The sequence below is a fragment of the Labrys sp. ALF-8 genome (assembly GCF_059699065.1).
This window is the reverse complement of the sequence record NZ_AP048541.1, coordinates 412,072-425,965: the sequence shown is the minus strand read 5'-3', so window position 1 is coordinate 425,965 and position 13,894 is coordinate 412,072. Positions and strand designations below refer to the sequence as shown.

Here is a 13,894-nt window from a genome sequence, read left to right as displayed (position 1 = left end):
CAGGTGCCCAACGACTTCAACTTTCAATATCTGGGCACCGAATCCTGGTTCGGCTGGCCGATCTCGATCTACATACTGATCGCGGTCTTTCTGCTGGGCGCCTTCGTGCTGGCCCGCAGCGTCTATGGCCGTGCCATCTATGCTACCGGCGGCAATACCGAAGCGGCGCGGCTTTCCGGCATTCCGGTCGACCTGCTGCGTGGCAGTACCTATGTGATGACGGCGATCTGCTCAGGCATCGGCGGCATGATCCTGGCCTCGCGGCTCGGCGTCGGCCAGGCCGACATGGGCGGCAGCATCGCACTCGATTCCATCGCCATCGTGGTGATCGGGGGCACCTCGCTGCTTGGCGGGGAAGGCGCGATGTGGCGTACCGCGATCGGACTGCTGATCATTGCCACCCTGACCAACGTCTTCGACAGCCTCGCCATCAACAACAACTACCAGCTGGTGGCCAAGGGCATCATCGTGATCGGTGCCGTGGCTCTCGACATCTATGCCAGGCGGATACGCAGCTGACCGCCGGTTTTCCCATCTGCCCAACGGAGAATAATCATGAGCCAGACCAAGGATGTCGGCGTTGCGCTCACCTTTGACTATGATGGCGTGTCGCTGTGGATCGGCACATTCGGAGCCACGTCGCCGAGCATGCTGTCGCGTGGCGAATTCTGCTCCGTCGGCATAAGGCGCATCCTGGCGACACTGGAGCACTACGAGATCCCCGCCACTTTCTATATCCCCGGCCACACGGCCTACGCCTATCCCAGCACGGTGCAGGATATCGCCGCCGCAGGCCATGAAATCGGCCATCATGGCTGGATTCATGAAAATCCGGTGACCGTATCGCCCGAGCGCGAGCGCTGGATCCTGGAGAAGGGCTTCAAGGCCTTGAAGGATGTCGCCGGCGTCAGGCCGGTCGGCTACCGCTCACCGGCCTGGGACAACAGCCCCCAAAGCATTCCCCTGCTGCTGGAATACGGCTTCGAATATGAGAGCAGCATGATGGCAACCGATTTCGAACCCTATTGGTGCCGTCTCGGTGACGAGTTCACCATGGACGATCCCTACAAGTTCGGCACGCCGGTCAATCTGGTAGAATTGCCGGTGGCCTGGCACCTCGATGATTTCCCGCAATTCGAATATGTCGTCGGCAAGAACGGCATCAACCAGGGCATCCTGACCCCCCGCGACTTCCTGCAGATGTGGAAGGACGAGTTCAATTACCTGTATGACCGCATCGGCACGGGCCTGTTCAGCGCCACCATGCATCCCCAGGTGATCGGCCGCGCCCACCGCATGCTGATCCTCGAGCAGTTCATCGAGCACGTGAAGGACAAGCCCGGCGTGACCTTCACCACCATGGCCGACTATGCGCGCAAATGGCGGGTGGGCAAGACGCCCTCGCTGCCGGTCGAGGCGTCCAACGCCTGGCGGTAGGCAAGGGGCAAGCTGGATTTTCGGGAGGCGTGAATGCGGGTGGAAGAGATCAACGTGCCGGGACTGTCCGCCCCGGCGGAGATCACGATCGACCGATGGGGCATTCCCCATCTCAGGGCCGAAACCCAGACGGACCTTTTCTTCCTGCAGGGCTACAACGCGGCCCGAGACCGGCTCTGGCAGATCGATCTGTGGCGCAAGCGCGGGCTCGGCCTGCTCGCCGCCGATTTCGGCCCAGGCTACCTCGCCCAGGACCGTGCCGCCCGCCTTTTCCTCTATCGCGGCGACATGGCCGCCGAATGGGCCGCCTATAGCGAGGACGCGCAGGACATCTGCAGCGCTTTCGTCGCCGGCATCAACGCCTGCATTGAGGGGCTGGAGGACGATCCCGCCGCCCTGCCCATCGAATTCACGCTGATGGGCACGAAGCCCGCCAGATGGCGGGCCGAGGACGTGGTGCGCGTGCGCAGCCACGGCATGATGCGGAACGCCTTGTCCGAGATTCTCCGCGCCAATGTGATCGGCGCCACCGATGACGAAACGGATCTCCTGCGCCAGTATCTCGACCCGCCGAAGATGCCGCACCGGGCCGAGGGCATTGACCTGGCGGAGATACCATTGGCGGTGCTGGACGTGTTCAAGCTGGCCATGGCCGCGGTGACCTTCGAGGACGCGCGGCTTTCCGCATCGCTGTCGGATGCCTCGGCTTGGTCCAAGGTGGCTGCATCCGGGGAAGTCGTGCGCGATGCCGCTGCTCAGGGTTCGAACAACTGGGTGGTACATGGCAACCGTACAAGCAGCGGCCGCCCCATCATGGCCAATGACCCTCATCGCACGCACGCCGTGCCGTCGCTGCGTTACCTGGTCCATCTCACTGCGCCGGGGCTGGACGTGATTGGCGCGGGAGAGCCCTGCCTGCCGGGCATCAGCATCGGTCACAACGGCACGATCGCCTTCGGCCTGACCTTGTTTTTCGGGCCGGACCAGGAGGATGTCTATGTCTACGAGACCGCACCGGGCGACCCGGATCGCTATCGCTATGCCGATGGCTGGGAGGCGATGCGCGTCCTCGAGGAAACTTCCGAGGTCAAGGGCGCGGATACGCAATCGCACAAGCTCAAATTCACCCGGCATGGACCAGTGATCTACGAGGATCACCTCCGACGCCGAGCCTATGCCGTGCGTTCCGTCTGGTTCGAGCCCGGCACCGCGCCCTACTTCGCCAGCATTGCCTCGATGCGGGCCAGCAATTTCGAGGAATTCCGTACCGCCATGAAGCGCTGGGGCGTGCCGGCCACCAATCAGGTCTACGCCGATACCGGCGGCAATATTGCCTGGCTGCCGGCGGGCTTTAGTCCGGTGCGGCCGAACTGGGACGGCCTGTTGCCGGTGCCCGGCGACGGCCGCTACGAATGGCAGGGCTTCTTCGACGCCGACGAATGGCCGGTGGTCTTCAATCCCGATGCCGGTTATTTCGCTACCGCCAACGAGCCGAACCTGCCATCGGACTGGTCACATGAGACCAAGCAGATCGGCTATGAATGGATCGAGCGTTCGCGCATGAACCGCATCACCGAGGTCTTCGCAGCCGGCGGTCTTCACAGCGTCGCTGATTCCTGCGCTTTACAGACAGACGTCCTGTCCCTACCGGCGCGCCGGCTGGCAGCGCTCGTCGCGGGGCTTGCGGACAAAGGCTCGGTGCCTGCGGTAAAGGCTCTGTTTTACAGATGGGACTTCCGTCTCGCCATCGAGAGTGCGGCTGGGGCTCTCTTCGAAGTGTGGTGGAGCAAGCATCTGCGGAAGGGGCTGCTGGCCCTCGCCGTTGCTGATGCAGCCATCCGGGATCTCCTCTTGCCCGGCGATGTCGAAACGACGCTTGCGATGCTGGAAAGGCCCGATGCGCGCTTCGGTCCGGATCCGCTCCGGGGACGTGACGACCTGATGGCCGGAACGCTTGCCGAAGCTTGGAAGGAATGCGTTCGTCTCATGGGCGAGGACCCGGCTGATTGGCGGTGGGGCAGCCTGCACAAGGGCTATTTTGCTCATGCCATCACGGCAACCGCTCGAGCTGAGACCGAATGCGTCCTCGATGTCGGCCCCTTCGAGAAAGGTGGTAGCGACTCCACGCCGATGAACGCGATGTACCGCACCAGCGACTTCCGGGTGACGCTCGGCGCATCGGTTCGGATCGTCGTCGACGTAGGAAGCTGGGATGACAGCGTGTGCATCAACGCTCCCGGCCAGTCGGGCGATCCCCACTCGCCGCATTATGGAGATCTGGCACCAAAATGGGCCGAAGGCTCCTATGTTCCGCTCCTGTACACCCGTGCCGGCGTCGAGGCGGCGGCAGAGCGCCGCCTGCTCGCGAAACCGGCCCCACCGCGCGAGGGCAAACCAGCTTGATTGCCGTGATCAGCGGTCAATTGATCCTTGAGGCGTGAGTTCTTCACGTCATCAAAAGTGCTTTCCGCTCGTTGGCTGCATCTGCCCGGGCATAGCGATCGGCATGCGGCATCTGCCTGCCGAGAGAGAGTCCTGCGCCTCGGCATCGTGCGTCGAGGTGGCGAAGGCGCCGGGCACGACGTCATAGGCTCTCGCGGCCCGAATGATCCTGTCACAGGCGTCCAAACACCGGGGCTGGATCGGTTCTCGCCTCTAAACCCTTGAACGGCGCCAGAGTTCAGGCTGCAGATAGAGCGAAACGAGGGCGGTGCGGGTGTCGACCCCGAGCTTGTCGAAGGTATTCTTCACATGGGTCTTCACCGTGGGAAGCCTGATCCTGAGGCTATCGGAGATATCCTGATTGGTCGCGCCATCTGCTATCATTTCGACGACGTCATGCTCTCGGTCGGTGAGGCCGAAGCAGTGTGTCATCAACCGTCTCGCCACTCTTCGCCGCAGTTGCGGGCTATGCGGCAAGTTACATTCGAGATGACGCTGCAACGCCTGGGCGACGGGGATCGCTCCGGCGTCGAACGCCGGCTCGCCCGCCGAGCGCAGCACGCCGACGCCCAGCAAAGGCACGTCGCCATGCCACAGGATCATGTCCACCGCATCGCCAAACCCGTAATCCGACAGCAGATCCAGATAAGGGGCGGTGGTGGTCTGGGGAGTACCGGCACATTCGTGCGTCAACACAGCGAAACGCCGGCCCAATCGGCAGAGTCTTTCCGAATTCAGTGGGTCATTCCGGGTCAGTCCCGCGTGATAGCGCTGCGACAAGGCCATCGGAAAGCTCGAGTGCCGCATCTCGATCACCGTGAGATCCTCGTCGATCCAGTAGAGGATCGATGCCCTTCCGCTGAGTGCACATTGCGCCACCGTCAGAAGGGCGTCGAAGGCATCATCTCCAGGCAAGGCGAGCTCCTTTCCGAAACGGATGCTGAGAGGCGGCGTCACCGATGATCTGCGTCGTCGTTTTTCTGTTGCCGACGACAGGCCGCCCCCTCGGAAAGCAAAATCTGCGCCAACGGCTGGAGCGAGCCGCCTCCCCATCGGTCGGTTCTCGCCATCGCGGCTTTTGTCCGTGCTTGCATGCTCAGATGTGGCGGCCGGCGGTCCCCTTCCAGCCACGTAGGAACCATCGACGCCTGACCTGACCAGACCCTGGGAGGGCTAGCCAGATCGGGAGAACGTCCCGGAATGGCCAATCCAGCGTGCTGGCGCGTCCATTCGGGGAATCGGAGGCGGCATTCCGCGAGGCGCGGCTCAGCCGGAAGTACGATTGCCGATCTTTTAATCTCGGCATCAAAGTTAGGCACGGCTTGGGGCCCCCGTCCCGTCGCGGGCCCTGGAGCAAGGAGAGCATAACGTGAACATAGTCAATTCCCCGGTCGGCGCCTCGCTGGCAAAGCCCCTGAACGACCGCACGACGCCTGATGAACTCGTCGCATGCGCTGCAGCGATGCGCGAACATCTGCTCGCGGAACAGCAGGCGACCGAAGAGCGTGGTCATTACTCCGAACAGACTCATGCGATGTTTAGGGAGGCCGGGCTGTACCGCATTCTCCAACCCAGGATGTATGGGGGCTTCGAGTTCAGTATCGAGACCTTCTATCGCGTCGTCATGGAGCTGGCTCGCGGCTGCCCGTCGACCGGCTGGGGGTTTTGCCTCGGCGCATCGCACGTGCTGCAAGCCGCTTCCTATTTCCGGAAGGAAGCGCAGGACGAAATCTTTGCCGGCGCCCATTTCGTTGCCGCCTCGCGAGACGTACCGGGCGGCACGGCACGACCGGTGGAGGGCGGATATATCGTCGACGGCACCTGGCATTACTGTTCCGGGGCACCCCATTCGACGCATTTTCTGCCACACGCGATCCTGACTGACAGGGATGGCAATCCCAATGAGGCCAAGGACCAGTTGCTCCTCATCGTTCCTCGGGCGCAGTGGGCGCTGAAGGAGACATGGAGCGGAGTGCTGGGCATGCGCGGAACCGGCTCGCACAGCATAGAAATCAAGAACGCCTTCGTTCCCCATCGCTATGCCGCCGATCTGCATCTATGGGAAGCGGACACTACCGTGGCGACCCCGGGCAGTTTGCTCCACGGCAACCCCATGTATGGCGGACGGCCGCTGGGCTTCTTCCACGGCGAAATTGGCTCGATCGTCACCGGCGTCGCCATGGCGGTGACCGATGAGTACCGCCGCTGCATAACGGGCTCCAAGGCGCATTGGCCATTTCCCGCGATCGAACGTGCCCAGCATCACGAATATCAGCGTGTCCTGGGGCTCGGCATCGCCAAGGCCATCGCGGCGCGGCAGGCGGTGCTGGGGGGAGCTCGAGAGATCGCGCGCATATGCCAGCGCCAGGCTGACGGCGAAGGTGCCTTCTCGAATTGGGAGGATCTCGCGCTCTATTCCCAGATGGGGCAGGCGGCGCGACTGGCCTTCGAGGGCGCAGAGCACATGATCCATATGAGCGGATCGGGAAACGCGGCTCGCCAGGGCACCCGCATGGAACGCTACAGCCGCGATCTGGCCGTCTATCGGTGCCATTCCGAGGGGGCCTATCTCGATATCTTCGCCGAGAAGCTGGGTGCTGCCTACCTGGCCGAAAACGGCGAAGTCTGACGCCGTCTCCAGCAGCAAGAACAAATACAAACATGACCACGAGGGGTAAGCATGACTGTATTCATCAAGGACGATCCAGATACCGAGGCGGCTAGTACCTCGGCCAACCTCGAATTGCGCAGCGGGTCCGTGGGCTTCATCGGGCTGCTGGCGCAGTCGGTCGCGGGAATAGGACCATCGGTCGCCATCGCACTGATTCTGGGCCTTGTCGTTTCGACCAGTGGCAATGGTTCGTGGCTCGTCTGGCTGATCAGCTCCACGGTGCTTGTGCTGGTGGCGCTCTGCATCTCGCAGTTTGCCGGCCGCTTCGCATCCAGCGGCGGTCTTTATGCACTCGTCTCCAAGGCCGGCCCCGTCTGCGGCGTCCTGACGGCCTGGGCTGCAGTCTTGTTCTCACTGGGATCGGCACCCATCCTGCCACTTTCCTTCGGACTTTTCCTCTCCGACTATCTGCATGCGTTCGGCTGGAACATCGGTACCGGGGGCATCTGGCTGGCGTCCGTGCTCTGCGTATTGGCCGCCGCATGGCTGACGATGCGCGATGTCGCCGGATCCGCCGTGGTGATGTTTGTCGTGGAAGTTCTGTCGCTTGTAGCGATGACGCTGATCATGGTCATCGTGGCCTGGCGGAATGCGAACAGCCTTGTCGACCCCGCGCAACTGACGCTGGATGGGGTCTCGATATCGTCGATCGCGCAGGGAGTGGCCTTCACGCTGCTCGCATTTGCTGCCTTCGAATCCGCGCTCTTCCTGGGAGCCGAGGCCAAGAACCCGCTAAAACAGACCGGCCGGGCACTGATTTCCTCCGTGATGATCTGCGGGCTCATGTTCGCGGTATTCACTTATGTCTTCACCATCGGTTTCCGCAATGCGGGGCTCGACTTCGCCAAAGCCGAAAACCCCTTGCACGATATTGCCGTGGCCTATGGAATCGAGGGCCTGAGCCTGTTCGTCATGCCCGGTGTCATCATCGCATTGTTTGGTGTCACCATAGCGAACCTGAATTTCGCCTCGCGCTTGCTGATGACGCTCAGTCGCGAGAAGGCAGCGCCAACCTTTCTTGGCGAGGTGTCGCGAAAACATCTGACGCCCACACCCGCGATCAAGGTCGTGGCCGGACTTGATATGGTGATGCTCACGGTCTTTGCCCTGACAGGCCTGGCAACAATGGACACGTATGGTTTCATCGGCGCGCTGTCGGGCTACTGGGTGGGAGCGACTTACCTCTTGTCGGCCGTCGCGATGCTGATCTATCTGCGCCAGATCGGCAAGCTCAGCCTCCCTCTAGGTGCCATGGGACTTGCCGTCACGGCGGCATTCCTCTGGTTTTTCTTCACCAGCAGTGTCCCGCTCCCCCCTTCTCCCGGGGGCGTGATCCTGGCGATCTTCTACGCAAGCCTCGTTCTCGCTTTCCTGCACCTTGTCCTGCTCAAAGTGCGGAAGTCGCCGATCCTGAAGACCCTTGGCACGAGTGCGCGGGACGACTTTCCAACGCCATAAGCATGACAACGGATCAATGCAGCCATCGCCGGTGACGTCAGCCGCCGGCGATGAGCCCTGGCGGCCGGGATCCCGATATATGCGGGAGCCTCCGTTTGGAAGCATCCGGTGTGATGCAAAAATCGTCCAGACTATTCAGCGGGTTTCGCCGTTCCTTACCGGGCAACATAGATCGGCCCTCGCTCCCAAACGGGCGGTCCCTGTCCGTCGATCTTATCCGTTTGATACGATGTCCGAGTTTCGAAAGAAAACCGATATGCCCGATGCTCTTGATCTTGCTTCGAAGCTGAAGCTCGCATTGCGCCAATTACCCTCGGGCGTTGCATTGGTTACCAGTCGTGATCCCACGACAGGGACTGCCACCGGAATGGCCGCTTCGTCGGTGACCTCGGTTTCGATGGAGCCGCCGGCCATGCTCGTGGCGATAAACCGCGCTGCCACTTCCCACCGGACCATAAAGAGCTCCGGCAGGTTCTGCATCAATATGCTCAGCCTGGAATATCGCGGTTTGGTGCCGCTGTTCTCATCCGCGGAAAGGCGCGGCGAGCGCTTCTCGCACAGCGGCTGGCGGGAGCGGCACGGCCTGGACTATCTGGAAGGAGTGACCAGCGTGTTCTGCCATGTAAGCGCAAGCCTGATTTCCGGTACGCACGAGATCTTTGTGGGCAATGTCATCGACGTCCTATCCGCCGAAGGATTCCGACCGCTTGGCTGGATGTCCGGCGGCTTCCACCATTTGTCGCCGGTGGTTGAGCCGTCGGCGCGCAGCTGAATTCGATCTTGCGCCAGGACAGGCCTGTCGACGACCGTAGATGCGGAGAGAAGTCGCCGCTCGGAAGACGGCGATGGCACCCGACAGGGTGAGCCAGTCTACTTCGCAGGCATGTTCTTTGCCCGATCAATTGCGCTCCCGGATCTCCGGGCCGGGATCGGGAGATCGACCGGCTTCATCGCGGTTGAGGGCCAGAATCTGCCGGGTAGAGACCATGACTTTTACCCGTAGGTGGAGAGATGCCGTTCGGAAAGCTCGATGGTGCCTTGCGTATAGGCCGGTCCGAGCGCCTGCGCCGTCGGCGTTTCCGAGTGAGAGGCGATCCAGGCCGTGAGCTGCATTCGCCGCAGCATGATGAAGATCGGCAGCATCTGTCGATGTTCGTCGCTGAAATCGGCGACGCGCGCATATCCGTCGAGCCAGGCCGCCATGAGAGCCTGGATGAATGGCTCCTGCTCCATGAAACTGGCCGCTGCGGCAAAGTCGTATCCGAACCAGCTTATGCCGCAGTCGTCGAAATCGATGACGCCGAGCCTGTTGCCCTCGACCAGGAGATTGGCAGCACGCATGTCGCAGTGAACGAGGCCGAAACGGTCATCGCTCTCGCCGTATGCATGGACCTGTCTTTCCAACAGCGCATGGACGCGCTCGAGGATGGCGAGACCGGCTGCATCGAGTCCCGGCGCTGCACGCCAGTCGCCCCAGTGGGCATTCGGACCGATGATCGTATCGAAGTTCCAGATCTTGCGGACGAAGTTGCTCGGACGCGTCCATCCACGGGCGTGCCCGTGAAGTCTGGCATTGATTTCGCCCAGACGCCGATACCATGCCACGAGGTCGGAGGAGGCGTCGGGCTCCCTTCCGGACATCATTTCGAAGGCTACGGCCCGGCGCATCGTCCGCCCATCCGAAAACAGGGTTAGAAGCGAGCCATCGCTCTTCGCCAGGGGGCTCGGCGTGACGACCACGCCGTCTCGCCGCAAGGCTTCGATCCATGCGAGTTCGGAGAGGATCTCGGCATCCGTGTGATAGCCGGGCCTGTGTACCCGGATGATCATGCTTCGCCCGCTGTCATCCTCGGCCTTGTAGGTGGCGTTCTCCGAAATGGTCAGGAGCGAGAGTCTCGCATCCGGCGGCATGCCCCAGACAGGCAGGCTGGCACGCAGCCCTTTGGTTAAGGCGTCGAGGAATGACTGGTCATAGACCATGGGGATGGCCCTTTCCGGCTTGGATGCCCAGACGTATCGTGGGATTGTCGAACGCTCCAGGCAAGACTTCCATTGCCGTCACCAAATCCGACGGTCGAGGCGAAATGGCGAGGATCCGGGCCGTGTCCGGCCGGTGACGATGCCGGCAATCAGCTCGGCCGAGCCGCAGGCCAGCGTCCATCCGACGGCACCGTGCCCTGTGTTGAGATAGAGACCATCGATGCCTCCCGCATCGATGAAGGGCAGGCCGTCCGCCGACATTGGACGCAGGCCGCACCACGCATTGATCTCGCGAGGCAGGGTCAGTCCCGGATAGAGCGTTGCAAGAGCCTTCTTCAGGTTGGCGACGCGGCCTGGCTGTATCGTACGGTTGAACCCGTCGAATTCCACGGTCCCGGCAACACGCAGCCGGTCGCCGAGCGGCGTGGCGGCGATACGCTCGAACTCGTCAAGGACGGGAACCTGCGGCAGGAAGCCGATATCCTCCTTCATCAGCGTCATGGAGTAGCCCTTCACCGGCGAAATCGGCAGCCGGATGCCCAGCGGCCGCAGGAGTCTGGCGGAATAGGGGCCCGCACAGATGACCACGCGATCCGCCGCAAGCCGCTGGCCACCAGCATGGACCGCCCGAAACTTGCCGGCCTCGACTTCGAGACGTTCAACCCCCAGGCCATACCGAAAGGTTGCTCCAAGCCGCGCTGCGCCGGCGGCAGCCGCAGCGGAAAAAGCGCGGGCATCTCCCCAAGCATCCTTCTTGAGGAGCAGGGCGGCGCCGATCTGATGCCGGATTGGCTCCAGCGTCGGTTCGAGCGCGACGCTGGCGGTGGCGTCGAGGCGTTCGATTTCGGCTCCCAAGCCCTGCAGGAAGGCCATGGCGTGCGTGGCCTCGTCGGCCGCCTTGGGGCCGCGGAATATCTCGAGATGGCCACCTCGCCAGATCTTGGCATCGACGAGGTTGCCGTCGAGAAGGGCGTTCATCTCTTCCAGACTTTTCTGGCCGAGCCGGGTCAACGTCGCCGAAGTCTGCCGGTATTTCCCGCGCCGGCAATTGGCGAGGAAGCGCAGACCCCACAGCCCGAGGCCGGGAAGGGCCCGAGGCCGTAATGTCAGCGGCACGTCCTCGCGTCCCAGCCATTTGAGGAGAAGCCGTGGAGTCCCGGGGGACGACCACGGCAGCGTGCTGTTGGCGGCAAGGAGACCACCATTGGCATAGCTCGTCTCGATGCCGGGCTCGGGCTGGCTGTCCAGCACCGTAACCTCCTCGCCCTCACGGGCGAGGTAGAGCGCAGTGGTTGTGCCGATGACCCCGGCCCCGATCACGATCGTCCGCGCCATTGCGGTCACTTCTCGATGTGAGCGTAGCCGACGATCTCGATCTTGGCGCCAGGCACCATCAGGTCGGCGATGACCGTTGCGCGGTTCGGAAAGGGTTGGCTGAAATAGGTCCTGTAGACCTCGTTCATGCCGGTGAAATACTCCTTGCTGGTGAGGAATACCTGTACCTGCGTGACATCGTCCATCGTGCCGCCCGCGGCTTCGACGATGCCTTTGAAATTGTCCATGGTGAGCCTGGTCTGGGACTCGATGCCGCCATCGTCGATGGAGCCATCGGACCGCACCGGAATGCTCGCCGTATAGAGAGTGTTTCCACCCATGCTGGCCCATTCGACCGGTGCCGATCCGTCCGGCAGTGGGGTTTTGACGTTCTTGCGCATGGCAGCATTCTCCAGGATTGGACCGGCCGAAGGCCGGCGGGGTGGGAAAGGGATGAAAGAAGCTGACGCTGCCCCCTCAGGATCTCCGCTCGATAGCGCGAATGAGACAGGACAGCGGAAAGCAGATGGCGAAGTACATGGCACCGACGATCAGGTAGATTTCCAGCGGCTGGAAATATTGGGAGCTGAGATCCTGGGCACGCAACATCAGGTCCGGCGCAGCGATCAGGGAGGCGACGGATGTATCCTTGAGCAGGGAAATCGCCACGTTGCCGATCGGTGCCAATACGATCCGGGCGGCCTGCGGCAGCACGATCCAGACCATCACCTGCGTGCGGTTCATGCCGATTGCCTGAGCTGCTTCGCTTTGCCCCCTGGGCACCGCTTCGATGCCTGCACGGAAGATTTCCGACAAATAGGCGGCCGCGTTCAGGCCCAGGCCGATGATGGCTGCGTGGAGCGAAGTGAAAGTGATGCCGATGGCAGCAAGGCCGAAATAGATGATGAAGAGCTGCATGAGCGCGGGGGTGCCGCGAAAGATCTCGATGTAGACCCCGGCAGCGCGCCGGAGCCAGCTGTCCCTGGCGCGCAGGCGGATGAGTGCAAGAAGGAGGCCGAGGACAAGCCCGAGGGCGAGCGCGCCGAGCGCGAGCTTGAGGCTCGCCAGTGCGGCTTCCATCAGCTCCGAACGGATCTCCTGCCACAGCTCGAGCAAGTCCATGTCAGGCCGCCTTCGCTCGTAGCAGGCGACGCTCGGTCCACGCGACGAAATAGGCGATCGGCAGGCTCAGAAGCAGATAGATCAGGGCTACCGTCACATAGATCTGTGTGGTCAGGTAGGTTTCGGCAACCAGCATCTTCGCGCGGAAGGCCAGTTCGGGCACGGCGGCCGCCGAAGCGAGCGAGGTGTCCTTCAGAAGGCCGATGGCGAAGTTGCCCGTCGGGGGAAGGGCGATCGGAAAGGCCTGCGGCAATATGATGGAGCGCATGGCCTGCATCGGCGTCATTCCGATGGCGAGAGCTGCCTCGCTCTGCCCGCGATTGATCGCTTCGATGCTGGCGCGAAAGACCTCCGACATGATCGCCGCCCCGTTCAGCCCGAAACCGAGAATGGCGGCCATTGTCGCCGGCAGGGTGATGCCGAGCCGGGCCAGACCGAAGTAGAGGATGAACAGCTGTGTCAGGATCGGCACGTTCCGGAACAGTTCGAGATAGAAGCGTGCCGGCCACGACAGGAGAGGAAGGGAAGAACGCCGCATCAGGGCCAGGAAGAAGCCCAGGACCGTCGCGACTCCGAAGGATGTCGCCGTGAGCATCAGGGTCGTCGCCGCCCCTAAAAGCAGCATCTGAAGGATATCCGGAAAGAGGCCTGCAACACGCTGGAATGAGGACAGATCGATCATGCCAGGTCCTCAATGGTCTTCGACTGCACGCAGGAAGGCCCGGGTACGTTCCATTTGCGGCGCTCGGAAGACCTGCCGCGAGGCCCCCTCCTCCACGATCTCCCCCTCTGCCATGAAGACGACTCGGTCGGAGACGGACTCGGCAAAACGCATTTCATGGGTGACGATGATCATCGTCATGCCTTCGGCCGCCAATTGGCGCATGACATTGAGCACTTCGCCCACCAACTCGGGATCGAGGGCCGAAGTGGCTTCGTCGAAAAGCATCAGCTTGGGATGCATGGCCAGGGCACGGGCAATGGCGACGCGCTGCTGCTGACCTCCGGAGAGACTGTCGGGATAGCTATCCGCCTTGCCGGCGATGCCAACCTTGGCCAGCAGTTCCATCGCCACCTCACGCGCTTCGGAGCGCGAACGTTTCAGGACCTTTATCGGACCGATCATCACATTCTCGATCGCACTCAGATGCGGAAACAGATTGAAGCGCTGGAAGACCATGCCGATGCTCGCCCGCATGCGGGCGAGTTCCGTATTCGACATGGGAACGAACATGTCGCCGCGCTGCTTGGCGCCGATGGGCTGTCCGTCGATATAGACGTGACCGCTCGTCGGCTGCTCGAGATGGTTGACGCAACGCAGCAGCGTCGTCTTGCCCGAACCGCTTGGCCCGATCAGGGAGAGCTTCTCGCCGGCTCTCACCTCCAGATTGATGCCCTTGAGCACGACATGCCTTCCGAAGGACTTCGTCAGGTCCGCGATCCGGACCAGCGGCTCGGCCTGTTTCATCG

Annotated in this window: 13 protein-coding genes; 6 read left to right on the top strand and 7 right to left on the bottom strand. The window is 62.4% G+C overall.

Annotated elements, in window-relative coordinates; translation table 11 throughout:
* The 3 genes from AC6H34_RS32905 to AC6H34_RS32895 all read left to right on the top strand — a co-directional run.
* A partial coding sequence (locus AC6H34_RS32905; RefSeq protein WP_497541876.1) for an ABC transporter permease occupies positions 1-519 on the top strand: 519 nt, incomplete at its 5' end.
* A 36-nt stretch (positions 520-555) separates the two neighbouring features.
* Positions 556-1,437, top strand: coding sequence for a polysaccharide deacetylase family protein (locus tag AC6H34_RS32900; protein ID WP_497541875.1), 882 nt, complete (start codon positions 556-558; stop codon positions 1,435-1,437).
* Positions 1,438-1,470: 33 nt separating this feature from the next.
* Positions 1,471-3,840 carry a penicillin acylase family protein gene (locus AC6H34_RS32895; RefSeq protein ID WP_497541874.1) on the top strand — a complete coding sequence of 790 codons (2,370 nt, stop codon included), beginning with the start codon at positions 1,471-1,473 and terminating at the stop codon, positions 3,838-3,840.
* 252 nt (positions 3,841-4,092) lie between these two features.
* Here AC6H34_RS32895 and AC6H34_RS32890 read toward each other — a convergent pair whose 3' ends face one another.
* Complete coding sequence (locus AC6H34_RS32890) at positions 4,093-4,794, bottom strand: helix-turn-helix transcriptional regulator (protein WP_497541873.1); 702 nt, start codon at positions 4,792-4,794, stop codon at positions 4,093-4,095.
* Between the two features lie 454 nt (positions 4,795-5,248).
* On the opposite strand from AC6H34_RS32890, the gene AC6H34_RS32885 reads away from it, so the two are divergent.
* The 3 genes from AC6H34_RS32885 (at position 5,249) to AC6H34_RS32875 (ending at position 8,780) form a co-directional block, all read left to right on the top strand.
* Positions 5,249-6,508 (top strand): acyl-CoA dehydrogenase family protein, encoded by a 1,260-nt coding sequence (locus tag AC6H34_RS32885; RefSeq protein WP_497541872.1) that lies wholly within the window; start codon positions 5,249-5,251, stop codon positions 6,506-6,508.
* Positions 6,509-6,559: 51 nt separating this feature from the next.
* Positions 6,560-8,008: an APC family permease gene (locus tag AC6H34_RS32880; RefSeq protein ID WP_497541871.1), complete on the top strand. Its 1,449-nt coding sequence runs from the start codon at positions 6,560-6,562 to the stop codon at positions 8,006-8,008.
* A gap of 256 nt (positions 8,009-8,264) precedes the next feature.
* A complete protein-coding gene (locus tag AC6H34_RS32875; RefSeq protein WP_497541870.1) occupies positions 8,265-8,780 on the top strand; it encodes a flavin reductase family protein in 516 nt (171 codons plus the stop codon).
* Between the two features lie 221 nt (positions 8,781-9,001).
* Here the strand turns inward: AC6H34_RS32875 and AC6H34_RS32870 are convergent, their stop codons facing one another.
* From AC6H34_RS32870 to AC6H34_RS32845, 6 genes are all read right to left on the bottom strand, one after another.
* Positions 9,002-9,988, bottom strand: coding sequence for a phosphotransferase enzyme family protein (locus tag AC6H34_RS32870; RefSeq protein WP_497541869.1), 987 nt, complete (start codon positions 9,986-9,988; stop codon positions 9,002-9,004).
* A 78-nt stretch (positions 9,989-10,066) separates the two neighbouring features.
* Positions 10,067-11,323, bottom strand: a complete 1,257-nt coding sequence (locus AC6H34_RS32865) for an FAD-dependent oxidoreductase (protein ID WP_497541868.1) — start codon at positions 11,321-11,323, stop codon at positions 10,067-10,069.
* 5 nt (positions 11,324-11,328) lie between these two features.
* Entirely contained in the window at positions 11,329-11,703 is a 375-nt protein-coding gene (locus AC6H34_RS32860; RefSeq protein ID WP_497541867.1) for a RidA family protein, read from the bottom strand.
* Between the two features lie 76 nt (positions 11,704-11,779).
* Positions 11,780-12,424, bottom strand: coding sequence for an amino acid ABC transporter permease (locus tag AC6H34_RS32855; RefSeq protein ID WP_497541866.1), 645 nt, complete (start codon positions 12,422-12,424; stop codon positions 11,780-11,782).
* A gap of 1 nt (position 12,425) precedes the next feature.
* Complete coding sequence (locus AC6H34_RS32850; protein WP_497541865.1) at positions 12,426-13,106, bottom strand: amino acid ABC transporter permease; 681 nt, start codon at positions 13,104-13,106, stop codon at positions 12,426-12,428.
* A gap of 9 nt (positions 13,107-13,115) precedes the next feature.
* Positions 13,116-13,892 carry an amino acid ABC transporter ATP-binding protein gene (locus AC6H34_RS32845; RefSeq protein WP_497541864.1) on the bottom strand — a complete coding sequence of 259 codons (777 nt, stop codon included), beginning with the start codon at positions 13,890-13,892 and terminating at the stop codon, positions 13,116-13,118.
* Positions 13,893-13,894: the final 2 nt, after the last annotated feature.